General features: G+C 74.2%; 18 protein-coding genes and 1 tRNA gene. 6 read left to right on the top strand and 13 right to left on the bottom strand.

From position 1 onward, the window contains the following. Positions 1–157: 157 nt before the first annotated feature. Both ACICHK_RS16215 and ACICHK_RS16220 read right to left on the bottom strand, forming a co-directional pair. A complete protein-coding gene (locus ACICHK_RS16215) occupies positions 158–880 on the bottom strand; it encodes an RDD family protein (protein WP_406837465.1) in 723 nt (240 codons plus the stop codon). A 63-nt stretch (positions 881–943) separates the two neighbouring features. Next, positions 944–2,593 carry an RDD family protein gene (locus tag ACICHK_RS16220; RefSeq protein ID WP_406837466.1) on the bottom strand — a complete coding sequence of 550 codons (1,650 nt, stop codon included), beginning with the start codon at positions 2,591–2,593 and terminating at the stop codon, positions 944–946. A gap of 281 nt (positions 2,594–2,874) precedes the next feature. Here ACICHK_RS16220 and ACICHK_RS16225 point away from each other — a divergent pair, with 281 nt between their 5' ends. After that, on the top strand, positions 2,875–3,393 hold the full coding sequence (locus ACICHK_RS16225) for an SsgA family sporulation/cell division regulator (RefSeq protein WP_406837467.1): 519 nt from the start codon (positions 2,875–2,877) through the stop codon (positions 3,391–3,393). 57 nt (positions 3,394–3,450) lie between these two features. Here ACICHK_RS16225 and ACICHK_RS16230 read toward each other — a convergent pair whose 3' ends face one another. Beyond that, complete coding sequence (locus ACICHK_RS16230) at positions 3,451–4,866, bottom strand: FAD-binding oxidoreductase (protein ID WP_406837468.1); 1,416 nt, start codon at positions 4,864–4,866, stop codon at positions 3,451–3,453. Positions 4,867–4,958: 92 nt separating this feature from the next. Between ACICHK_RS16230 and ACICHK_RS16235 the strand changes: the two genes are divergently transcribed. Beyond that, a complete protein-coding gene (locus ACICHK_RS16235) occupies positions 4,959–6,584 on the top strand; it encodes a tetratricopeptide repeat protein (RefSeq protein WP_406837469.1) in 1,626 nt (541 codons plus the stop codon). 272 nt (positions 6,585–6,856) lie between these two features. On the opposite strand, the gene hppD is transcribed toward ACICHK_RS16235, so the two are convergent. Next, positions 6,857–8,002 carry a 4-hydroxyphenylpyruvate dioxygenase gene (hppD, locus tag ACICHK_RS16240; protein ID WP_406837470.1) on the bottom strand — a complete coding sequence of 382 codons (1,146 nt, stop codon included), beginning with the start codon at positions 8,000–8,002 and terminating at the stop codon, positions 6,857–6,859. Positions 8,003–8,124: 122 nt separating this feature from the next. Between hppD and ACICHK_RS16245 the strand changes: the two genes are divergently transcribed. The 3 genes from ACICHK_RS16245 (at position 8,125) to ACICHK_RS16255 (ending at position 9,734) form a co-directional block, all read left to right on the top strand. Further along, on the top strand, positions 8,125–8,595 hold the full coding sequence (locus tag ACICHK_RS16245; protein ID WP_151470919.1) for an Lrp/AsnC family transcriptional regulator: 471 nt from the start codon (positions 8,125–8,127) through the stop codon (positions 8,593–8,595). A 107-nt stretch (positions 8,596–8,702) separates the two neighbouring features. Beyond that, entirely contained in the window at positions 8,703–9,395 is a 693-nt protein-coding gene (locus ACICHK_RS16250; RefSeq protein ID WP_406837471.1) for an ArsR/SmtB family transcription factor, read from the top strand. A 150-nt stretch (positions 9,396–9,545) separates the two neighbouring features. After that, complete coding sequence (locus ACICHK_RS16255) at positions 9,546–9,734, top strand: hypothetical protein (protein WP_406837472.1); 189 nt, start codon at positions 9,546–9,548, stop codon at positions 9,732–9,734. A gap of 19 nt (positions 9,735–9,753) precedes the next feature. On the opposite strand, the gene ACICHK_RS16260 is transcribed toward ACICHK_RS16255, so the two are convergent. From ACICHK_RS16260 to ACICHK_RS16275, 4 genes are all read right to left on the bottom strand, one after another. Then, a complete protein-coding gene (locus tag ACICHK_RS16260) occupies positions 9,754–10,542 on the bottom strand; it encodes a S16 family serine protease (RefSeq protein ID WP_406837473.1) in 789 nt (262 codons plus the stop codon). A 76-nt stretch (positions 10,543–10,618) separates the two neighbouring features. Next, a complete protein-coding gene (locus ACICHK_RS16265; RefSeq protein WP_406837474.1) occupies positions 10,619–11,260 on the bottom strand; it encodes a helix-turn-helix domain-containing protein in 642 nt (213 codons plus the stop codon). 546 nt (positions 11,261–11,806) lie between these two features. Continuing rightward, complete coding sequence (locus ACICHK_RS16270; protein ID WP_103553564.1) at positions 11,807–13,609, bottom strand: DEAD/DEAH box helicase; 1,803 nt, start codon at positions 13,607–13,609, stop codon at positions 11,807–11,809. A gap of 700 nt (positions 13,610–14,309) precedes the next feature. Further along, positions 14,310–15,764 carry an MFS transporter gene (locus ACICHK_RS16275; RefSeq protein ID WP_406837475.1) on the bottom strand — a complete coding sequence of 485 codons (1,455 nt, stop codon included), beginning with the start codon at positions 15,762–15,764 and terminating at the stop codon, positions 14,310–14,312. A gap of 248 nt (positions 15,765–16,012) precedes the next feature. Between ACICHK_RS16275 and ACICHK_RS16280 the strand changes: the two genes are divergently transcribed. Next, positions 16,013–16,084: transfer RNA gene (locus ACICHK_RS16280), tRNA-Cys, on the top strand. Positions 16,085–16,157: 73 nt separating this feature from the next. Here ACICHK_RS16280 and ACICHK_RS16285 read toward each other — a convergent pair. The 5 genes from ACICHK_RS16285 to ACICHK_RS16305 all read right to left on the bottom strand — a co-directional run bounded on the left by ACICHK_RS16285 (position 16,158) and on the right by ACICHK_RS16305 (position 22,558). Continuing rightward, positions 16,158–17,327, bottom strand: coding sequence for an SUKH-4 family immunity protein (locus ACICHK_RS16285; protein ID WP_406837476.1), 1,170 nt, complete (start codon positions 17,325–17,327; stop codon positions 16,158–16,160). Between the two features lie 380 nt (positions 17,328–17,707). Continuing rightward, the gene (locus tag ACICHK_RS16290) at positions 17,708–17,905 is read right to left on the bottom strand and encodes a hypothetical protein (protein ID WP_406837477.1); all 198 of its coding nucleotides are present in this window, start codon (positions 17,903–17,905) and stop codon (positions 17,708–17,710) included. After that, positions 17,902–20,208 (bottom strand): xanthine dehydrogenase family protein molybdopterin-binding subunit, encoded by a 2,307-nt coding sequence (locus ACICHK_RS16295; RefSeq protein ID WP_406837478.1) that lies wholly within the window; start codon positions 20,206–20,208, stop codon positions 17,902–17,904. The genes ACICHK_RS16290 and ACICHK_RS16295 overlap by 4 nt, the downstream gene beginning before the upstream one ends. After that, positions 20,205–21,668: a 2Fe-2S iron-sulfur cluster-binding protein gene (locus tag ACICHK_RS16300; RefSeq protein ID WP_406837479.1), complete on the bottom strand. Its 1,464-nt coding sequence runs from the start codon at positions 21,666–21,668 to the stop codon at positions 20,205–20,207. The genes ACICHK_RS16295 and ACICHK_RS16300 overlap by 4 nt, the downstream gene beginning before the upstream one ends. Then, positions 21,665–22,558 (bottom strand): xanthine dehydrogenase family protein subunit M, encoded by an 894-nt coding sequence (locus ACICHK_RS16305; protein WP_151470929.1) that lies wholly within the window; start codon positions 22,556–22,558, stop codon positions 21,665–21,667. The genes ACICHK_RS16300 and ACICHK_RS16305 overlap by 4 nt, the downstream gene beginning before the upstream one ends. Positions 22,559–22,568 lie beyond the last annotated feature (10 nt).

Genomic DNA, 22,568 nt, shown 5'->3' on the forward strand with positions numbered 1-22,568 from the left:
CCCCGGCCGGACCGGTGGACCGCCGGCGCCCCGGACGCTCCGGCCTCGTACCTGAACGGCGGGTCCGTCGACCACGGCCCCGCCGTTGTGGTGTGCGCCCGTGCCGCCCGGCCCGCCGTCGTCCGTCGTCCCGTGCGGCGCAGCCGTCCCGCGGCCGTCAGGCGGTGTCGACCACCACCGTCTTGGCCGCCTTGTCGTGCAGACCCTGCTTGTAGGGCTTGTCGAAGAAGCTCCAGCCGCCCGCGATCGCCGTCCAGACGCAGGCGCAGCAGAACGCGAACGGGATCCACAGCACCAGGGCCCGGACCAGGGAGGTCTGCACGGAGGGGGTCGAGCCGTTGTCGAGGTTGGCGACCCGGTGGTTGAACAGCCGCTTGCCGAGGGTCTGGCCCGTCCTGCTGATCATCACGGTGTCGTAGCTGACGTAGAGCACGGCGGCGACCAGGGACTGCCCGAGCGACTTGCCGTAATCGATCTTGTTCGAGTCCATATCGTACTCGGTGACACCGAACGCCCAGGACAGCAGCCACACCACGACGCCCACCAGGATCATGTCCAGGATCCTGGCCAGCACCCGCTTCCCGCTGTCCGCGAGCGGCGGCATGCCGGCGAGCGGATCGCCGCCGTACGGGCCCCCGCCTCCGTATGGGTCGCCGCTCCCGCCGTACGGTCCGCCGCCTCCCGGGTGGGGTCCGCCGCCCTCGCCGTAGGGGCCGCCCGCGAACGGAGGCGGCTCACTGCCGTACGGCGGGGTCTCGCCGCCGGAGGAAGGCGGCGGGTCGTACGGAGACCCCGTGCCCTCACCTGGCGGGGGCTGCTTCTTGAACGGGTCGTCGTCCGGTGGCCGGCCGGGGCCCGGGGGCGGCGGTTCGCTGCTCATGGCCCGAGTCGACCGCGAACCCCCCGGCTCCGCACCCGGCGAAGGGCCGTCCGGGGGACGGGATCACCAGGCCCGTCCCGCCACGAACGTGTGCGCCGCCTTGTCGTGCCAGCACTGGTTCCAGGGCTTGTCGAACAGGCACCACAGGACGCCCGCCAGACCGAAGAACAGCAGGCACGGCACGGTGAGGACGAGCCAGCGGACCAAAGCCATGCCGAAGGAAGGCGGTTCGTGACCCTCTATGTCACGCACCTCGATGCCGCACAGCTTCTTGCCGAGCGTGCGGCCCCATCTGACGGTGGGCAGGACTTCGTAGAGGACACCGAAGACGAGCAGGACGGCGAGGACGGCGCCCAGACAGGAGGCGGTCGTGCCGTCGAGCAGCCAGACGGTCACCTTCTCCCCCGACAGCTTGGCGGCGTCGATCTTCTCGTCGATGTGGTCGACCGCCCTGGTACCCAGCGGCACGGCGGCCGCGGCGGTGACGCCGGCGATGACGACGGTGTCCATCAGCCGGGCGGCCAGCCTTCTGCCGAGGCCGGCCGGACGGGCCGCCGCCTGCCGGCGCGCGGCCTCCTGGAACGGGTCCTCGACCGGCGGTTTCCACGGCGGCGGGACCCGTTGTCCCTCCTCCGCCGGGTCGCCCGCGAGCCGGTGCACCTGCTGGGCCCACGACGGCTGACCGCCGCCGGCCCCGGAGGCCACCGGGGTGGAGCCGCCGGGCTGCGGGGAGGCGGCGGAAGCGGCCTGCGCGGCGGCGCTCCGCGCACCCGCCGCGGGACCGAAGCCGCTTCCGGCCGACGCGGCGGACGGAGAGGACGAACCGGGTGCGGCCGTCGGACCCGACGCGGCGGACACGCCCGGCGCACCCGCCGGACCCGTGCTCCCGCCCTGCTGCTCCGTACGCGGGGAGGGCGCACGGAACGCCGTGTCGCCCCCGGCGGGAACGGGGTCCTGCGTTCCGGGAACGGCGGTGGGACGTCCGGCTCCGGACTGCCCGGCGCCCGCGGCGGTCCCGGTCCCGATCCCGTCCCAGACGTCGGCTCCGTCCGAACCCGCCTCCCCCGTACGGCTCGTGCTCCCCGCACCGCCGGCGCCCTCCGCGTGCTCCGCACCCGTGGACGGCACCGCACCCGTGGGGCGGCGGAAGACCCTCGGACCCGCGGGCCGGACGGGGTCGCCGGAGTCGGCGGGCGGGATCGTCGTCGTGCCGTCCGTGCGCGCCGACGCCCCGTCGGGCGGGCTCACCGTGTCGGCGGGTTCCTCGGCACGGGGGTCGCGCGCGTCGGTCTCCTTCGGCGCGCCCCAGGACACCCGGCGGTCCTGGTCGCCGCCGAAGCCGGACTGCCGGGAACGGTCCGCGCCCCACGAGGCCGCGGGCTCGGGCCGGCTGCCGTGCTGGGACGCGGCGGGAGCGGCACCGTGGGGCTGCGGGTCCTCGTCGAAGAAGTGCGGACCCGTTTCCTCCGTGGCGGGGACGGCCGTCTGCCCGCGTGAGGCCGAGAACTCGGGGGACGACGCCGGAGCGGGCACGTGGACGGCCCGCGCGGCGGCGGGCGGGGTGAGCGCCTCGCCCGCCGACGGTGCCGGGCGGCTCGTGCCCGGCACCCAGGCGGCACCGTTCCAGTACCGGACGTATCCGGGGATGGAGGGGTCCGGGTAATACCCTTCGCGGGGCCTGTCGTCACCGGGGGCCGGGGTTGGGGCGCTCATGTCCGTCGTCCCGTATCTGCTCGGGGGTCGTGTAGGAGGTCCACATCTACCAGACCCGCGCGCGCATCACGGCCCGTCCCGCCGTACCCACTCCTTTCGGGCAACGTTCCGCCACCTTCTGCCGATCGGACGTCCCGGGCCGTGCGCGCCGTGCCCGAAAGGGAGAGGGGGACCGGCCCGAAAGAATCCTCCGGACCCGCGTAATGATCGCGGCACGGGGCGCTCTCCACTCGTACGGGACCCGCGCACGGGGCCCGTACGACGAAAGGGAGCGCATCGACATGCACACCGTGGTGGAACGCGAACTGGAGCTTCATCTCGTCCTGTCGCCCGAGCACAGCATCCCGGTGCCGGCGCGCCTGAGTTACCGCGCCGACGACCCGTACGCCGTCCGCATCGTCTTCCACATCGGCTCCGACCGCCCCGTCAGCTGGGCCTTCGCCCGGGAGCTGCTCGTCGAGGGGGTGTTCCGGCCGTGCGGCCACGGCGACGTGCGGGTGTGGCCGACGAAGGTCGGCGGCCGGGGCGTCGTCCTGATGGCGCTGAGCTCGCCGGACGGCGACGCGCTGCTCGAGGCGCCCGCCGCGCAGCTCACCGCCTGGCTGGAGCGCACCCTCAGGGTGGTCCCCCCGGGCACCGAGGCCGGGCGGCTCGGCATCGACGCCGACCTGGCCGAGCTGCTCGCGCCGTCCCCGATGCTCCCGGCCCCGCTCGACCAGGGGGCAGGCCCCTCGCCCGACGACCTGTGGCTGCGCGACCCGTGGCCGTCGGACGAGTCGGCGGACGGCGAGCAGTCCTGACGGGCCGTCGGGCGGCGGACGGCCGTGAACGGCCGGCGGGCCACCGGGCCCAGGGGCTCAGAACAGCTTGCCCGGGTTCAGCAGGCCCAGCGGGTCGAACGCGGCCTTGATCGCCCGCTGCATCTCCACGCCCACCGGGCCGATCTCGCGGGCCAGCCACTCCTTCTTCAGCACGCCCACGCCGTGCTCGCCGGTGATCGTGCCGCCGAGCTCCAGGCCGAGGGCCATGATCTCGTCGAAGGACTCACGGGCGCGCCGGGACTCGTCGGGATCGGTTGCGTCGAAGCAGACGGTGGGGTGCGTGTTGCCGTCGCCCGCGTGCGCGCAGACGCCAATGGTCAGCGCGTACTTCTCCGCGACGCGCTCGATGCCGTCGAGCATGTCCCCGAGCCGGGAGCGCGGCACGCACACGTCGTCGATCATCGTGGTGCCCTTGACCGCCTCCAGCGCGGTGAGCGACAACCGCCGCGCCTGGAGGAGGAGTTCGGACTCTGCGGCGTCCTCGGCGGGGACCACCTGGGTCGCTCCGGCGGCCTCGCAGAGGGAGCCCACCAGGGCGAGGTCGGCCGCCGGGTCGTGGGTGTCGAAGGCGGCGAGCAGCAGCGCCTCGGTGGTCTCCGGGAGGCCCATGTGCGCGAGGTCGTTGACGGCCTTGACGGTCGTACGGTCCATCAGTTCGAGCAGGGACGGGACGTGGCCGCCCTCCATGATCTTGCAGACGGCGTCGCAGGCGGCCCGCGCCGAGGCGAACTCGGCGGCCAGGACGAGCTGTCGGGGCGGCTGCGGCTTCAGGGCGAGAACGGCCCGCACGACGATGCCGAGCGACCCCTCGGAACCCACGAAGAGACGGGTGAGGTCGTACCCGGCGACACCCTTGGCGGTTCTGCGCCCGGTGGACATCAGCCGCCCGTCGGCGAGGACGACGTCCAGTCCGAGGACGTACTCGGCCGTCACCCCGTACTTCACGCAGCACAGGCCGCCGGAGGCCGTGCCGATGTTCCCGCCGATGGTGCAGGTCTCCCAGCTGGAGGGGTCCGGCGGGTAGTACAGGCCGTGTTCGCCCACCGCGCGGGAGAGCGCGGCGTTGACGACACCGGGTTCGACGACGGCGATGCGGTCGACCGGGTTGATCTCCAGGATGCGGTCCATCCTCACCAGGGACAGCACCACACAGCCTTCGGTGGCGTTGGCCGCCCCGGACAGGCCGGTGCGGGCGCCCTGCGGGACGACGGGGACGCGCAGTTCGGTCGCGACCCGCATGACGTGCTGGACCTGCTCGACCGTGTGCGGCAGGACGACCACGGCGGGCGTGCCCGCCTCGCAGAAGCTCGCCATGTCGTTGGCGTAGGAGGCCGTGACGTCCGGGTCGGTGAGGACCGCCTCGGCCGGCAGGCCGCTCAGCAGACGGTCGAGGAGGCCGCCGGCCGCTGCCGTGTCCTCATCGCGCGGGGCTTCGATACGGCTCATGATCACAGGGTCGCACCCGGGGCCATCGGTGTGAACCCCATCCGCGCGGGGCTTCGTGTGCCCGGGCCCGGTCTTCGTATTGACGCACAGTGAGCGGCATGGAGATCGAAGAGCGACAGCCGGTGCCCGCCGGGTCCGGGCGGGCGGCTCCCCCCGGCCCGCGGCCCGAGGAGCCCTCCGGTCCGCGCCGCTCCCCGCTCGCCCGGCGCTCGTTGATCGGAGCGGTCGCCGGGTGTGCCGTGCTCGGCGGTGCGCTGGTGCTCCTGCTCCCGCCGGACCGGGGCGGGGCGCCGCGGGGCGCGCCGGGTCCGGTGGCGCGGGCGGTGAGCGCGGTGGGGGCCGGGGCACCCGTGGCGCTGCCCGATCTCGCCGCGCTCATCGACGACCGCGAGGCCCGGGTACGGGCCCGTCCCCGTGACGACGCGGCGTGGGCGGTGCTCGGCGCCGCGTACACCGAGCGGGCGCGGCGGACGGCGGCGGTCGCGTACTACCCGAAGGCGGAGAAGGCGCTGCGCACCTCGCTGCGGGTGCGGCCCGGGGGCAACGCGGCGGCGCTGGAGGGGCTCGCCTCCCTCGCCGTGGCGCGGGGCGACTTCCGGACCGCGAAGCGGTGGGGCGAGGCGGCGTCGGAGCTGGCGCCGAAGCGGTGGACGGCGTATCCGGCGCTCGTCGACGCGTACACCGGGCTCGGTGACCACAAGGCCGCGGACCGGGCTCTCGGCAGACTGCTGGCCCTGCGTCCCGGGCCGGCGGCGCGGGCCGTCGCCGCGCGCGTGTACCGGGACCGCGGCCGGCGCGAGGACGCGGCGGCGATGGTCTCGGACGCGGCGGCGGGCGCGGCGGCCCCCTCCGAACAGGCGGCCTTCCTCACGCAGGGCGGAGACCTCGCGTGGGAACGCGGCGACCGTCAGGAGGCTTTGGGCCACTACCGGGCCGCGGTGGACGCCGACCCCGGCGCGTACGACGCGCTGGCCGGGCAGGGGCGCGCGCTGGCGGCGCTGGGGCGCACTTCGGAGGCGCTGCGCGCGTACCGGGCGGCGCTCGACAAGCGGCCCGCTCCACGTTACGCGCTGGAGCTGGGGGAGCTGTACGACAGGCTCGGGCTCGGCGCGGAGGCGCGCGCGCAGTACGACCTGCTGCGGGAACTGGTGCGGCGGGACCGTGCCGCGGGTGTGGACGACGAACCGGTCCTCGGGCTCTTCGAGGCGGATCACGGCGACCCGGGGGCCGCGGTGCGGGGGCTGCGCGCCGAGTGGCGGCGGCAGCCCGGCATCGCGGTGGCGGACGCGCTGGGCTGGGCGCTGCACCGGGCCGGGAACGACAAGGAGGCGCTCGGCTTCGCCGTGCGGGCCACGGACGCGGAGCACGGGGGCGGTGTGCGCAGCGCGCTGTACGCGTACCACCGGGGACAGATCGAGCGTGATCTGGGGCTGTCCGGTCCGGCCCGCCGGCATCTCACCGAGGCGTTGCGGATCAACCCGTACTTCTCGCTGCCGCTGGTGCCCGCGGCGCAGGAGGCCCTGGTGGCACTGGGCGAGCCGCCGGCCGGCGGGCCCCCGGAGGACTCCGGGGAGACGGAGGGAGCGGAGGGGTCCGCGGGATCGGACGATCCGGAGGGCTCCGGCGGTGCGGCGGGGACACCGGGCGCGGCCGGTCCTCCGGGAGCGGCGGAGGCATCAGGACCGGCACCGTCACCCGGCTCCCCCGGTCCCGCGGCCCGGTGAACCCCCGGACGGGTTCGTCCGGGGGTTCACCGGGCGCGGACGGCCTGTCCGGTGGACCGCGCGACGGACGAGCCCGCCGTACGCCGGAACGGAGGAGTCTCCCGAAGACCGGAAGGGGCGAGCTCTAGCGATGACCGGGACGGGTGGGACCGGCGAAGGCCGGGACGGGTGAGCCGGTGACTGTTCGAACGGCCGGGTCCGGTGGACGCCGTGCGGGCGTCCACCGGACCCGGGAGGATGAGCGGGCCTTCAGGGACGGCCCGTCCCCCTGCTCAGAGGTTGCCGCGCTTCTCCTGCTCGCGCTCGATCGCCTCGAAGAGGGCCTTGAAGTTGCCCTTGCCGAAGCCCATCGAGCCGTGCCGCTCGATGATCTCGAAGAAGACGGTCGGACGGTCCTGGACCGGCTTGGTGAAGATCTGGAGCAGGTAGCCGTCCTCGTCGCGGTCGGCGAGGATCTTCAGCTCGCGCAGGGTCTCGACGGGGACGCGGGTGTCGCCGACCCACTCGCCGAGCGTGTCGTAGTACGAGTCCGGGGTGTCGAGGAACTGGACGCCGGCCGCGCGCATGGTGCGTACCGTGCGCACGATGTCGTTGGTGTTCAGCGCGATGTGCTGGACACCGGCGCCGCCGTAGAACTCCAGGTACTCGTCGATCTGGGACTTCTTCTTGGCGATGGCGGGCTCGTTGATCGGGAACTTGACCTTGAGCGTGCCGTCGGCCACGACCTTCGACATCAGCGCGCTGTACTCGGTCGCGATGTCGTCGCCCACGAACTCCTTCATGTTCGTGAAGCCCATGACCTTGTTGTAGAAGCCGACCCACTCGTTCATCTTGCCGAGCTCGACGTTGCCCACGCAGTGGTCGATGGCCTGGAAGGTGCGCTGGGCGGGCGGCTCGACCATCGGGGCGGCGGCCACGTACCCGGGCAGGTAGGGGCCCTCGTAGCCGCGCCGCTCGACGAGCGTGTGGCGGGTCTTGCCGTACGTGGCGATCGCGGCGAGGACGACCGTGCCGTTCTCGTCCTTCAGCTCGTACGGCTCGGCGATCGAGCGGGCTCCGTGCTCGACGGCGTACGCGTGGGCGGCGCGGGCGTCCGGGACCTCGATGGCGAGGTCGACGACGCCGTCGCCGTGCTCGGCCACGTGCTCGGCCAGGAAGTGGCCCCAGGGGGTGGCGGGCTTGATCACCGAGGTGAGCACGAAGCGCGCCGAACCGTTCTCGAGGACGTACGACGCCGTCTCGCGGCTGCCGTTCTCCGGTCCGGAGTACGCGACGAGCCGCATGCCGAAGGCCGTGGAGTAGTAGTGGGCGGCCTGCTTGGCGTTGCCGACGGCGAAGACGACCGCGTCCATTCCCTTGACCGGGAAGGGATCGGCCTGCCGGGCGGTGTCGGGAGTGTCGTGTGTGGTCTGCGTCATGGCCGCAGGCTCCCTCCGTTCCGCAAGGTGCGCAATAGTTCGCCTGTCGACTGAACAATATGTACGGCTGGAGGTCCGGACGGCCGGGCTTTCTGTACATGATGACCATCCCGGAGGCCCCCATGGCGATCGATCATCTGGACGGGCGACTGCTCGTGCTGCTCGCGAAGGAGCCGCGCATCGGGGTCCTGGAGATGTCGCGACGGCTCGGGGTCGCGCGGGGAACGGTGCAGGCCAGGCTGGACCGCCTCCAGTCGAACGGGGTCATCCGGGGCTTCGGTCCGCAGGTCGACCCCGCGGCCCTCGGCTATCCGGTCACGGCGTTCGCCACGCTCCAGATCCGGCAGGGACAGGGCGCGGACGTACGCGCCCACCTGACGACCGTGCCCGAGGTGCTGGAACTGCACACGACGACCGGCAGCGGGGACATGCTGTGCCGGCTCGTGGCCCGCTCGAACGCCGATCTCCAGCGCGTGATCGACCGGGTCGTCGGTTTCGACGGCATCGTCCGGGCCTCGACCGCGATCGTCATGGAGAACCCGGTCCCCCTGCGGATCATCCCGCTCGTGGAACAGGCGTCGACCGAGCGCTGAACCGGGGAACGGGGCACCCGGCCGGCGGGCGCGGCCGGGCGCCGAGCCCGGACGGAGTTACAAAGAAATCGTTGCAAGGACTTCTTTGCAACGCTATCTTTGTACGCATGGAGCAGCCACCGCCCCCGAAACCGCCGCACCTGCCGGACATTCCGGTGCCGTCGGATCCCCCGTATCCACCGGACGTCCCGGGTCCCCCGTATCCGCCGGACCCGCCTCTTCCGCCCGAACCGCCGCAGCAGCGCCGTCTCGACGCCCGCTCACTGCGCGGCATCGCCCACCCCCTGCGCATGGAACTGCTGAGCATCCTGCGCCGGAAGGGACCGGCCACCGCGTCGATGCTCGCGGAGCGGCTGGGCGAGTCCAGCGGAGCGACCAGTTACCACCTGCGCCAGCTCGCCGCGCACGGCTTCGTGGAGGACGCCCCGGAGCTGGGCAAGGGGCGCGAGCGCTGGTGGCAGGCGGTCGACCAGGGTCTGAACTTCGACGAGAACCTGCTCAAGGACCCGGACCCGGCGGTGCGCGGAGCGGCCGACATGTTCCTGCACGAGGTGGCCACCACCCACGCGCGTGAACTGTCGACCTGGCTGGGCACCCGGGACGACTGGGGGGACGGCTGGTCCCGCGCCACCGACATGAGCGACTTCACGATGCGTCTGACGCCGGCTCAGTCCCGCGAACTGATCCAGAAGATGCACGACCTGCTCGACAGCTACTGCGCCCTCGAACGTCCCGAGGACGACCCCGAGGCGGAGCAGGTGCGCTTCCACACGCACGTGTTCCCGCAGGCCTCGGACTGACGCCCCCAGACCGGCACCCCTCCGGCCGGTCCGCCCGATCCGATCCGGACCGGCCACGACCGGCCGGCCCGCTCGGCCCGTACGACCCGTTCGCACCGCTCGACCCGCACGATCACCCCGGCTCGATCACACCGAAGAGAGGTCACCGACATGCACCCCGAGACCCACCTCCAGCTGCAGCACGTCCGCGCCGCCGACCTGCGCGCGGAGGCGGAGGCGTACCGGACCGCCGCCGGGACGAAGGGTCCGAACGGACTGCGCGCCCGCGTCGGCTGGACCATGGTGGAGGTCGGCCTGAGGCTGGCGTCCACGCCGAGGACCGCCGTCGCCGCCTGCTGACGGCCCCGCCCCAGCAAGCTCAGCAGCTCGGAACCGAGCCCTTGCCCTTCTCCAGGGACACCAGGGAGTTCACCGCCCCCTCCAGGTCGGTCACCGGGATCAGCCGGAGGCCCTCGGGCAGCTCCGCCTTCGCGTCCGAGCACTCCGCCTTCGGGACCAGGAACACCGTCGCGCCGTCGCGGCGGGCCGCCTGGGTCTTGAGGCTGACACCGCCGACCGCGCCGACCTTGCCGTCGGCGTCGATCGTTCCCGTACCCGCGACGACCCGGCCGCCCGTCAGGTCGCCCCCGCTGCCGTCACCGTCCAGCTTGTCGACGATCCCGAGCGAGAAGAGCAGTCCGGCGCTCGGCCCGCCGACGTCGGCGAGCTTGAGCGTGACCTTCACGTCGCCCTTCTCGTGCAGGTACCCCAGGGCGGCCTCGGTGGCGTTGTCCTGGGACTCCTTCATCTCGTTCGCGTTGTGCCGCTCGATCTCCTTGACGCTGCCGCCGCTCGGGTACACCGAGTCGCGGGGCATCACGGCCTTGTCCGTGGCGAACCAGGCGCTGACCACGTCGCCGAGGGAGACCTTCGCGTCCGGGCCGGTGGCCTCGATCGTCGTCATCCGCAGCTCGCCGCTGGTCTTCCGGGTGGGCGCCCCGCTGATGGTGATCACCGGGTCGCCCTTGTTCTCGCCGAGGACGTTCGCCGTCAGGCCGGGTTGCGCCAGGGAGAACGGCAGCGGCGCGAACACCGCCGTGGCGAGCAGGGCCACGACGGGGACGGCGCAGACGGCGACGGCTTTGGGGCGCGTGAGGCGAGAGAGCACGGGGTCAATCTAACGTCACCGCCCGACAGGACCTCCGTACAGGTCCCACGGCCTCCGCGCGGACCCCGGGGGCCGGTCAGCGCAGGGCGTCCGCCACCTCGCGGGCCGCGTCGACCACGCGCGGGCCGACCCGCTCCGGTACGGCGTCCGCCAGCATGACCACGCCCACGCTGCCCTCGACCCCCGTCACCCCGACCAGCGCCGCCGCGGCCCCGCAGGCGCCCGCCTCCAGCTCTCCATGGGTGAGCGTGTATCCGGGCTCTCCCACCTGCGCCTGCCGGGCGGCGAGGATCGCGCGGCCCGCGGCACCCCGGTCCAGGGCGTGCCGGAAACCGGCGCGGTAGGCGACGTGGTAGTCCGTCCACGTCGGCTCGACGACGGCGACGGCGAGCGCCTCCGTCCCGTCGACCAGCGTCAGATGGGCCGTCGCGCCTATGTCCTCGGCCAGCGCCCGCAGCGCGGGCAGCGCGGCCTCCCGCACCAGGGGATGCACCTGGCGGCCCAGGCGCAGCACGCCGAGCCCGACCCGGGCGCGGCCGCCCAGATCACGGCGTACGAGAGCGTGCTGCTCCAGCGTGGCGAGCAACCGGTACACCACGGTCCGGTTGACGCCCAGTTTGTTGGACAGCTCGGTGACGGTCAGCCCGTGATCGGTGTCGGCGAGCAACTTGAGGACGCGCAGTCCCCGGTCGAGCGTCTGAGAGGTCTCCGCGGTCACGACGCCCACTCCTTAGTGGTCAGGTCGACGGCCCCTTCACGGCGGATGCGGCACCGAGTCCCGTCGGCGACGCGCTTCAGAGGCCGCCGGTCGGCCGGCGCCCCGGGCTTCTTCCCGGGCCGCAGTCGCTTCACGGCTGCGCTCCGCGGCGGCGCTGCCACGGGGCGTGTGCGTAGCCGGACAGTAGCGAGCCGGTCCGCTCAGCGGAAGCCTTTGTCCAGAATCCGGGCATCCGCGGGTGCGAAGTGATTCCGTTTGTCCCAGAACGCGGGGCGCCCGCAACTCGGCGCGCACCGCCCGCGCACACAGCGCACGGGCCGCGACGCACGCCTCTCCGGACACGGCGCGCCCCCTCGGTGCGGCTTCCGCGTCCGGCGCCACGGGTTCCGGATGCCGGGTGCCGGGATGCCGACGGCCGTGGAGACGGCCGCGGGGACGGCCGGTTCCCCGTGCCGCCCCCACGGGGGACGCTCAGGACGTGCGCCCCGGTTCCCCACGGACGTCACCGCAGGCGTCACCGCGGACACGCGCTCCGCCGCCCGGACGTCAGCGCATCCGGGTGGCCCACTCCTGGACCTTGGCGATCCGCTGCCGGAGCTGTCCGGCCGTGGCCTCCGCGCTCGGCGGGCCGCCGCAGGTCCGGCGCAGCTCGGTGTGGATCACGCCGTGCGGCTTGCCGCTCTGGTGGACGTAGGCGCCGACCATGGTGTTGAGCTGCTTGCGCAGTTCCAGCATCTCCTTGTGGGAGACCACGGGACGCCGCTCGGCGGGCAGTTCGAGGAGGTCCGCCTCCTCGTCCGGCTTCTTGCGGCTGTGCGCGATCTGCCGGGCCTGCCGCTTCTGGAGCAGCAACTGCACCTGGTCGGGTTCGAGGAGCCCGGGGATGCCGAGGTAGTCCTGCTCCTCCGCGCTTCCCGGGTGGGCCTGCATGCCGAACTCGGCGCCGTCGTAGAGGACCCGGTCGAAGACGGCCTCGGACTCCAGCGCCTCGAAGGAGAACTGCTCCTGCTCGCCGGTGTCCTCGTCCTGCTCCTTGTTCGCCTCCTCCATCTCCTTCTCGGACTCGGCGTACGGGTCCTCCTCGCCCTCCTTCTTGGGCCGGTCGAGGGCGTGGTCGCGCTCGACCTCCATCTCGTTGGCGAAGGTGAGGAGGTCGGGGACCGTCGGCAGGAACACGGACGCCGTCTCGCCGCGCCTGCGGGACCGTACGAAACGGCCGACGGCCTGGGCGAAGAAGAGGGGGGTCGAGATGGTGGTGGCGTACACGCCGACGGCCAGGCGCGGCACGTCCACGCCCTCCGACACCATGCGGACGGCGACCATCCACCGGTCGTTGCTCGCCGAGAAGTCGTCGATCCGCTTCGAGGCGCCGGTGTCGTCGGACAGCACGAGGGTCGCCTTGGTGCCGGTGATCTCGCGGATCAGCTTGGCGTACGCGCGCGCGGAGTCCTGGTCCGAGGCGATGACGAGCGCCCCGGCGTCCGGGATGCCCTTGCGCACCTCGGTGAGGCGCTGGTCGGCGGCGCGCAGCACGCTCGGCATCCACTCGCCGCGCGGGTCCAGCGCGGTGCGCCAGGCCTGGCTGACGGCGTCCTTGGTCATCGGCTCGCCGAGCCGGGCGGCGATCTCGTCGCCCGCCTTGGTGCGCCAGCGCATGTTGCCGCTGTAGGAGAGGAAGATGACGGGCCGCACGACGTGGTCGGCCAGCGCGTTGCCGTAGCCGTACGTGTAGTCGGCGGAGGACCGCCGGATCCCGTCGTTGCCCTCCTCGTACGTGACGAAGGGGATGGGGTTGGTGTCGGAGCGGAAGGGCGTGCCCGTGAGCGCGAGCCGGCGGGTGGCCGGCTCGAACGCCTCCAGGCAGGCCTCGCCCCACGACTTGCTGTCACCGGCGTGGTGGATCTCGTCGAGGATGACGAGGGTCTTGCGCTGCTCGGAGCGGTTGCGGTGCAGCATCGGCCGCACTCCGACACCGGCGTACGTCACGGCGACGCCTTGGTACTCCTTGCTGAGGGGTCCGGCGCTGTACTCGGGGTCGAGCTTGATCCCCACCCGCGCGGCGGCTTCGGCCCACTGCTTCTTCAGGTGCTCGGTCGGCGCGACGACGGTCACCTGCTGCACGACGTGGTGGTGCAGCAGCCAGGACGCGAGGGTCAGCGCGAACGTCGTCTTTCCGGCGCCGGGGGTGGCTACGGCGAGGAAGTCGCGCGGCTGCTCCTGGATGTACCTCTCCATCGCCCCCTGCTGCCAGGCGCGCAGCTTGCTGGCGGTGCCCCAGGGGGCTCGTCCGGGGAAGGCGGGCGAGAGGTGGTGGGTGTGCGAGGAGGTGCTGGCGGCGGTGGTAGTCACGGTCTCCGGTCTGGGTGTCGAATGGGAGCGTCCGGGTCCGCGCGCGGCGCGTCGGATGTGGCGTGACGGGAGGCGCGCGGGCGGCTCGGCTACGTATGACAACCGGGCCACCCTACCGGCGCCCGGATGACGACGATGTGCGTACCGGGCCGGGGCGGCGGTGGATGGGACTGAGGTCACAGATCACCCGGCCGCACCCCCGGCACCCCGGTCCGCGCTCCGCACGGGCCGCCTCCGGCGACGGCCGCGCACGCCCGGAACCCTTCCGGAACGGACGGGACCGGGCCCACGGACACCGCGCCGGCACGGACACGGACCACTCGGCGGGACCGGCGACGCGGCCCTCACGCGCTCGGGCGCGGGCGGCACCTGCCCGGGATCGACCGGAGTTCCGCGCGGGCGGCACGGGCACGGACCGCTCGGCAGGACCGGCGGCGCCCCGGGACGAGACCGGCCTGCGAGGTCGGCGACGGCATCGGTCGGGCCCGTCGGCGACAACCTGCCGGGCCCGTCCGTGGGACCGGCGGCACGGTCCTCCTGAGCCCGGCGGCGACGCTTGTCGAGCCCTTCGCCGGGGCCTGCCGGGCCCACCGGCGAAACCAGCGGCGACACCTGCCGGACCAGTCGGCGGGACCGGCGGCGGGGCCGGTGGCGCGTGGCCCTCGTGGGCGCGGGCGGCGGTGACCGCGCGGGCGTCCGTTCACCGCTCTCGCAGCCGTGTCGTCACCCACGCGCCCAGCAGGGCGACTCCCGCCATCGGCAGGAACACGGCGGCGAAGGCGGCCGGGTGGGAGCCGTGGGCGCCGGACGCCGTGGCCGCGCCGGCCACCGAGCCGCCGCCCAGGGCCGCGAAGGCCGCTCCGCCGACGGCGAGCAGCAGCACGTTGGACAGGGCGTCGGAGATCTGCAGGGCGGCCGAGTTGGCGCCGGCCTCCTCGGGGGCCGAGAGCTGGAGCAGCAGCACACTGGTCGAGGCGATCACCAGGCCCATCCCGAAGCAGCCGAACCCCCAGGCGACGGCGACGGTCCACACCGGTACGGCGGGGATCAGCACGCTCGGCGCGGCGGCGACGGCCGCCGCGACCAGCAGCATGCCGAGGAACATCAGGCGCTCCCGGTACGGCTCCACGCCCGGCCGCGCCTGCACCCATGAGCCCAGGGCCCAGGTCCCGCCGCCGGCCGCGAGCGAGAGGCCGGCGAGCGTCGGCGACAGCCCCCGCTGGGTGACCAGCATCAGCGGCACGAAGGACTCCGCGGCGATGAAGGCACCGGCGGAGACCCCGCGCAGCAGCACCACGGACGGCAGTCCGCGTGCCGCCCGCCAGGTGCCGCGGGGCAGCAGCCCGCGCACGGCCGGAACGAGCAGTGCGGCACCGGCCGCGGCGGGGACGAGGGAGAGCGGCCGCAGATCCTGCGCGGCGTACTGGAGCAGCCCCGCGCCCAGGGCGATCCCGAAGGCGAGCCGGACGCGCCGCCGGTCCAGCGGCGCGCGGTCACCCGTTCCGGCGGGCCCGGACGCCCGCCGCCGTATCTGCGGCAGCGCGAGCGCGAGCGGAACGCCGACCAGCGCCGGAATCCCTATGAACACCCAGCGCCAGCCGAGGTGCTCGGTGACCGCGCCGGCGGCGAGCGGTCCGACCACGGACGGCACCACCCAGGCCGCCGCGAACGCCGCCATGATCGCGGGGCGCAGCCGCTGCGGATAGGCCCGCCCGACGACGACGTAGAGCGCGACGATGACGAGTCCGCCGCCGAGCCCCTGGACGGCTCGCCCGAGGATGAACACCCACATGCCGCCGGCCGTCCCGGACAGCAGCAATCCCGCGGCGAACGCGCCGATGCCCGAGGCGAGCGAGGCCAGCGGTCCGTCGCGGTCGGACCACTGCCCGGCGAGCACCATCCCGAGCAGGCTCGTCGTGAAGTACCCGGAGAACGCGAACGCGTACAGGGCGACCCCGTCGAGCTCCCGCGCGGCGACGGGCATCGCCGTCCCCACGGCCGTCGCCTCGAACGCGATGACCAGCACCACGGACACGATCCCGACGGTGAGCGCCCGGTACGCCCGGCCCAGCACTCCGCCCTCGCCGTCGCCGTCGCCCGCCGTCCCGCTCCCGGCCGGAACCGTCACGGCCTCGCCCGCTTCCACTGCTGTCATGCCGGTCAGCGTAAGGTGCGCGGCCTCCCTTGACTCCTGTCGGCGGACGGTGATCAAGCAGTCCTTTGGACCTAGGACCACTCCCCCGGGCCGTCGCGGGTCCCGTTTCCGGGGGCCTCCCCGCCCTTCGTGAACGGCGTGTGGCAGTCGCGTTGCAGCGGCGCCGGAACCCTTGAGCCCCTTCCCGCGCCCCGCCTACGGTCTTCTCATCGGGTTCGGAACGAGTGAGCCGTGCCGCACCTGATGACGACCGTGTGCCCGAGTGGTTCAGGGGCTCGACTGCAACTCGAGTTACGTGGGTTCGAATCCCGCCGCGGTCTCCGTACGGAGGTCGGCCGTCCCGGTTGGGGCGGCCGATCCGTTTTCCGCCCCTCGACAGGGCGGCCGGGGCCGCTACGCGTACAGCGTGCCGGCCGAGCGGTCCTCGAATATCTCCGGCCAGTGGCGCCGGCCGTCGTCGCCCGGGAGGGCCGGGGTCCGGTCGCAGGCGGTGGGGTCGACGGCGGCGAGGGTCTGGGTCAGGGTGGCGGCGAGCTGTCCGTAGGAGTCGCTGAGGTGGTGGGCCGCGTCGACGGTCCTCTCGCGGTGGAGGAGCCAGAGGGTGAACGCCAGCGTGGAGACGTCCGCGTTGAGCGGGCGCAGGGTGAGGTCCGGCTCGCTCCAGGCGAGCACCGCGCCCGTGGCCCCGTCCACCACCAGGCCCGTGTCCTCCAGGAGGTGGCCGAGGCGTATCAGGCGGTCGGCCGAGGCGGGGAGCAGGGCGGCGGAGAACGCGTCGCAGCCCTCGTCGTCCGCGTAGTACTCGGTGAGGACCGCCAGCGGCATCTCGGTGTCCAGCTGGAAGAGGAAGCCGTCCTCGGGCAGGCCCGACTCCCGCAGGAAGCGGCGGGTCGGCTCGTGCGTCAGGGCGGGCGGGAAGTCGACGTCCTCGAAGCGCATGATCTCGCCCGCGCCGAACTCCTCGTCCAGCAGCCGCTCCGGCAGACCGAGGACGAGTCCCTCACCGGGCCCGGCGATCCGGGCGAGCGGGCGGATCAGCGCGGCCATCCGCCAGTACGGCGGCACGTCCTCGCCCGTGGCGTCCTCGAAGACGGCGCTCAGCCGGTCCGACACCTCCGCGACCGCCTTCGGGCCGAACGGGCCCGGCCGGCCCCGGGACAGGGTGAGCTCCTCGGTGGCCGCCGCGAAGCGCAGCAGGGCGTCCAGGGAAGGTGCCAGGGGGGAGAGGTCCAGGCGGGCGGGGTTCCGCCGGACGTACGCCGAGGAGACCTCGCCCGTCGTCCCGTCCAGCACGATCGACTCCAGGTCCCGGTCGAGGCTGCGCAGCGCCCCGATGACGAGCTGGTCGCGCAGTTCCCCGGCCAGTCTCTCGGCGTCGCCCGCCAGGTCGGCGACGGTGCGCAGACCGTGCTCCCGCAGGGTGCCGAAGCCGAGCAGCGCGCTCTCGCGGGGCAGTCCGGGGCCGGTGAGCCGGTCCCGGGTGCCCGCGTGCGTGACGAACGGATCCAGCTCGTCGTCGGTCAGTGTGATCACGCCGCCGACATCGGTGTCAGTCGTGCTCATGGCTCCCCCGCGCATGTGAACGCATCCTGCTTCCCCCGGAGAGAACTGCCGGTCGCTCCACGGCGGTTCCCCATCGACCAGAACGATACGCCGCCCCACTGACAACGCCAGGGGGCGCGCGAACAAGCCGTCCGGGAACGGGAATCGCCGGGACGAGGGCCGTCCGCGGCGGGGGAACGGCACGGGAAACGGCCTGGAAGACGGCACGGGGGACGGCGTCGCGAGCGGAACGGGAACCGCCGGTATCCGGCCATCCGCGGGGGGGCGCGCGACGGGCCGGGGGCGGTGGTCGCGCGGCCGGCCCTGCGACGGACCTCACGCCGGGCCGCACGGTGCCGCGGGCCGTGCCAGGTCCGGGCCGCACGGTGCCGCGGGCGGTGTCAGGTGAAGTACACGCCGCCCAGGACGACGGCCAGGGCCGCCGGCACGAACAGCAGTACCCAGATCAGCAGCTTCCCCGCACTGGGCGGGGATTCGTAGCGCGGCCGCCCGTCCTCGGCGCCGGGGGCCGGGGCGGGGTCGTGCGGGGCGGAGCCGTGCGGCGCGGGTCCTCCGGCCGCCGGCTCCCCCGTGCTCACGAAGCGGTCACCACCGCCGCCTGCGGACGGATCGGCAGACGGTTGACCGGCCGGCCGGTGGCCGCCCGCACGGCGGACGCGACGGCCGCGGGCGAGGTCACGACCGGCACCGCGCTGGCCGCCTTGGCGCCGAAGGGGGCGACGACGTCGCGCTCCTCGATCAGCTTGACGATGCGGATGTCGGGCGCGTCCAGGGCGGTCGGCAGGGCGTAGCCGGTGAGGTCGGGGTGCCGGACCACGCCGCGGTTGGTCCGCAGGTTCTCGGTCAGCGCGGCGCCCACGCCCTGGGTGACGCCGGCCTCGATGCGGGCCCTGAGCTGTGCCGGGTTGAGGATCCGGCCGACGTCCTGGGCGAGCGCCAGCTCCACGACCCGGACCGAGCCGATCTCGATGTCGACGTCCACCACCGCGCGGACGGCGCAGAAGGCGAGGCCCACGAAGGCGTCGCCCTGGCCGTGCTCGTCCAGCGGTTCGGTCGGGTGCGGGCGGCACTGCGCGGTCGCCCACAGCTCCTTGCCGTCCAGCGCCTCGCTGACCGTGGTCGACAGCATTCCGTCGTACGAGGTGATCTTGCCGTCGGTGATCTGGAGCAGTTCGGTGGACATGCCGAACTTGTGCGCCAGGGGCTGCAGCAGCTGCGTGCGGACCATCTTGGCCGCGCGCTCCACCGCTCCGCCGGACACCCAGGTGTGGCGTCCCCGGCAGCTCGGACCGGCCGGGGGCTGGTCGGTGTCGACGGGGGCCACGTGCACCTCGTCGATGCCGAGGGTCTCCTGGACGATCTGCCGGGCCAGCGTGGTGAAGCCCTGGCCGGTCTCCACGGCCGCGCAGAGCACGGTGGCGACGCCGTCGTGGACCTTGACCGTGGCCGTCGAGACCTCGTCGGCGCCCTCGGCGCCGAGCATGTGCACCATGCCGAGTCCGTAGCCCACGCCACGGCGTACGGCGCCGGGTTCGCCCGCGCCCTCGGGGCCGCCGGGCAGCAGCCACTCGTCCTCGGGCGTGTCCTTGGGGAGGGCGGGCAGCGGGTAGTCGCGCACGGCCTGGAGCAGCTCGGCGACGGGCGCCGGGCAGGTCACCGTCTGGCCGGTCGGCAGGACGTCGCCCGTGGCCATGACGTTGCGCAGGCGCAGTTCCGCGGGATCGACCCCGAGTTTCTTCGCCAGCTTGTCCATCTGGGCCTCGTAGGCGGCGCAGACCTGGAGGGCGCCCTCGCCGCGCACGTGGCCGGAGGGCGGGTTGTTGGTCCGCACGGCCCAGCCCTCGATGAAGGCGTTCGGGACGACGTAGGGGCCGCAGGCGAAGGAGACCGCGGCGGCCAGCGACTCGCCGGAGGTGTCGGCGTAGGCGCCCGCGTCGAGCAGGATCTGCGCCTCGACCTTGACCAGGTTGCCCTCGGCGTCGGCGTGGTGCCGGTAGCGCAGCAGGGTCGGGTGCCGGTGGGCGTGGCCGAGGAAGGACTCCTCGCGCGTGGCGGTGAGCTTCACCGGGCAGCCGGTCTTCAGGGCGAGCAGGCCGAGGGCGAGCTGGAAGCCCTGGTCCTCGCGGTCGGCGGTGGCTCCGGGGACGCCGGTGACGACGACCTTCACGCGCGCGGGTTCGAGGCCGTAGCAGGCGGCGGCCGCGTCGCGGTCGCTGTGCGGGTCGGTGGAGGCGATGTAGAGCTCGACGCCGCCGTCGGGGCGGGGCACGGCGAGTCCGGCCTCGGCGCCGATGGGGGCGGGGTCCTGGCGGCCGATGCGGTACAGGCCCTCGACGACGACCTCGCCGACCGCGTCCGGGTCGCCGTGGCGCAGCGGGATGTGCCGGATCAGGTTGCCGTCGGGGTGCAGCGGTTCGGCCTCGAAGGCGTGCTCCGGGTCGGTGACCGGTTCGAGCACCTCGTACTCGACGATGACGGCGGCGGCGGCCAGCCGCGCGGTGTCCGGGTGATCGGCGGCGACGGCCGCGATGGGCTCCCCGTGGTGGCGCACGACGTCGGAGGCGAACACCGGGCGGTCGGCCCTGCCGCGGCCGTGCAGCGGGGTGCCGGGCACGTCCTCGTGGGTGATGACGGCGCGCACGCCGGGCATCTCGCGCGCGTGGCTGGTGTCGATGGACACGATGCGCGCGTGCGCGTGGGGCGAGCGGAGCACGGCGGCCCACAGCAGGCCCTCGGCCCACAGGTCGGCGGCGTAGGGGAAGGTGCCCTCGGTCTTGGCGCGGTCCTCCGCGGCGGGCAGCGAGACGCCGAGCCCGTGCGGCAGGGGCTCGGGGCCCGTCTCGGGCGCCGCCGGTGTCGCGGTCACGGTCTGGTTGGTCACGCCTGGCCTCCGTCCTGGCCGTACGGCTGGTCGTGCTGTGCCGGTGAACCGTAGGCGGCACCGTCGTCGTACGCGGACGGGTGGACGCCGCCAGCGCCGGGGCCGGCCTGGTGCGGGATGCGGGCCTCGTCCGCCCCGGAGGCGGCCTCGGCGTCGGCCGCGGCGGCGGAGTGCGCCTCGCGTTCGGCGACGACCTCACGCACGGCGTCCAGGACACCGCGGTAGCCGGAGCAGCGGCACAGGTTGCCGCACAGCGCCTGGCGGGTCTCCAGCTCGGTCGGCGCGGGGTTGCCCTCCAGCAGGTCGTGCAGGGTCATCGCCATGCCGGGGACGCAGAAGCCGCACTGCACGGCGCCGCACCTGGCCAGGGCCCGCTGGACGTCGGAGGGCTGCCCGTCGGTGGCCAGGCCCTCGACGGTGCGCACGTCGCTGCCGGCGGCGGTGACGCCGGGCACCAGGCAGGAGGCCACGAGCCGGCCGTCCACCTGGACGTTGCAGGCGCCGCACTCGCCCTGCGAGCAGCCGTCCTTGGCGCCCGCGAGGCCGAGCCGCTCGCGCAGCACGTACAGCAGCGACTCGCCGACCCAGGCGTCGGTGACCGGGCGGTCGGCGCCGTTGACGCGCAGGACGTAGGAGGCGAGGGGGTGGTCGTCGTGTCCGGCGGGGGCCAGGAGGTCCGCGTCCGGCGTCCCGTCGTCCGTCACGGCGGCCTCGTGCGCCGGATCCGGCTCGGACGCCTCGTGCGCCTCCGTGGGCACCGGCTCGGGGTCGGCGGCGGGCTCAGGGGCCTCATGAGCGGGCTGTACGGGCTCCTGGGCGGCCCCCGGGACCGATCCGGCCTCCGGCTGCCCCGACTGCCCGGCGGGGGCCTCAGCGGCCGTTTCGCGCGCGTCGGCGGTCCAGGCCTGTCCGATCTCGCCGGCCCAGGGGGCGGCCGCGCCGCCGGGGAGCGTGGCGGGCGGTGTGCCGCCCCACTGCTCGACGAGCGCCGAGGTGGTGAACTCGCCCGATTCGTCCGGCAGATCGCCTCCGGCCACCGGGATCGACCACTGTCCGGTCACGTCGTGTCCGGGGCCCTGGCCCTGGCCGTGCCCCGTGCCGTCGTCGAACTGCCACTGCCCGGTGGACCCCGGGTTGTACGCGAACCGGTCGTCGTGGGCGCCCGCACCCGGCTGCGCGGTCTCCGGGTCCGGCCACGGGGCGTTGCCGCCCTGGCCGGCCCAGGTTCCGCCGGCGGCCGGGTCCGCCGCCTCGGGCGGGGCGGGCGCCACGGCGATCTGCGGGGGCACGTAGCCGTGTCCGGGCGCGGCGAGCGGCTCCCGGGCGGCGAGGAGCGCTTCTATGCCGCCCTCGGGGAGCTGGACGAAGGCGGTGGCCCCGTCGTCGTAGTCGCCCTGGGGCAGCGGGTCCCAGCGGCCCCCGCTGTGCGCGGCGCCCTCTTCGTGCTGGTCGTCGGTCACGACAGTGCCCTTCCAAGTGCTCGTCGGGCCAGCGCGGCGACGGTGCGCCGCAGATGCAGTACGGCGGGCGGGAGCGGTGCCAGGGTTCCGTCCTCGGCGGGGACGGGGTCCGGGATGCAGGCCGCGGCCACGTACTCGCCGAACGCGTGCAGCGCCTCCGGGACGATCGCGCGGTTGTTGTCCCAGTCGATCAGCTGGGCCACCCATGCCTCCGCGTCCAGCGGCCGCAGCGGCATCGGCGCTATGGCGCCGACGGCGCAGCGCACGCCGCGCCGGGCCGGGTCGAGGACGACCGCCACGGAGGCGATGGCGCGCCCCGGTCCGGTGCGGCCGGTGGCCTTCAGGAAGACCTGCGGCGCGTGCAGCAGCGGCACGCGCACGTAGCCGATGAGTTCTCCGCCGCGGAGCATGTCCACGCCGGCGAGCAGGTGCGACACGGGGATCTCGCGGCGGGTTCCGCCCGGCCCCGCGATGATCAACGTGGCTTCCAGGGCGGCCAGTACGGGCAGCGCGTCCCCGGTGGGCGCGGCCGAGGCGATGTTGCCGCCGAGGGTGCCGGCGTTGCGGATCTGCGGTGGTCCGGCCGCCCGCGCGGCGGCCGCGAGCGCCGGGATGAGGGCGGCGAAGTCGGGGCGGCCCATGCGGGCGTGCGTGAGGCCCGCGCCGAGCAGCGCGTGGCCGTCCTGGTACTGCCAGCCGCGGATCTCGGTGATCCTGCCGAGGCCGACGAGCGCGGCCGGCCGCAGCTGTCCGGAGTTGACCGCGGCCATCAGATCCGTGCCGCCCGCGACCGGAACGGCCGTGGGCATGGCGGACAGTGCCGCCACCGCCTCGTCGAGCGAGACGGGCAGCGTCACGGCCTGCGCCGTCTGCGGTGCGTGCGTGGTCAAACCGGTTGCC

The sequence above is a fragment of the Streptomyces sp. AHU1 genome (assembly GCF_045343905.1).
Lineage (GTDB): Bacteria > Actinomycetota > Actinomycetes > Streptomycetales > Streptomycetaceae > Streptomyces > Streptomyces triticiradicis.

Coding starts and splice junctions, on each gene's coding strand:
- ACICHK_RS16215 (WP_406837465.1), bottom strand. CDS start 880: ATGAGCAGCGAACCGCCGCCCCCGGGCCCCGGCCGGCCACCGGACGAC.
- ACICHK_RS16220 (WP_406837466.1), bottom strand. CDS start 2,593: ATGAGCGCCCCAACCCCGGCCCCCGGTGACGACAGGCCCCGCGAAGGG.
- ACICHK_RS16225 (WP_406837467.1), top strand. CDS start 2,875: ATGCACACCGTGGTGGAACGCGAACTGGAGCTTCATCTCGTCCTGTCG.
- ACICHK_RS16235 (WP_406837469.1), top strand. CDS start 4,959: ATGGAGATCGAAGAGCGACAGCCGGTGCCCGCCGGGTCCGGGCGGGCG.
- hppD (WP_406837470.1), bottom strand. CDS start 8,002: ATGACGCAGACCACACACGACACTCCCGACACCGCCCGGCAGGCCGAT.
- ACICHK_RS16245 (WP_151470919.1), top strand. CDS start 8,125: ATGGCGATCGATCATCTGGACGGGCGACTGCTCGTGCTGCTCGCGAAG.
- ACICHK_RS16250 (WP_406837471.1), top strand. CDS start 8,703: ATGGAGCAGCCACCGCCCCCGAAACCGCCGCACCTGCCGGACATTCCG.
- ACICHK_RS16255 (WP_406837472.1), top strand. CDS start 9,546: ATGCACCCCGAGACCCACCTCCAGCTGCAGCACGTCCGCGCCGCCGAC.
- ACICHK_RS16275 (WP_406837475.1), bottom strand. CDS start 15,764: ATGACAGCAGTGGAAGCGGGCGAGGCCGTGACGGTTCCGGCCGGGAGC.
- ACICHK_RS16285 (WP_406837476.1), bottom strand. CDS start 17,327: ATGAGCACGACTGACACCGATGTCGGCGGCGTGATCACACTGACCGAC.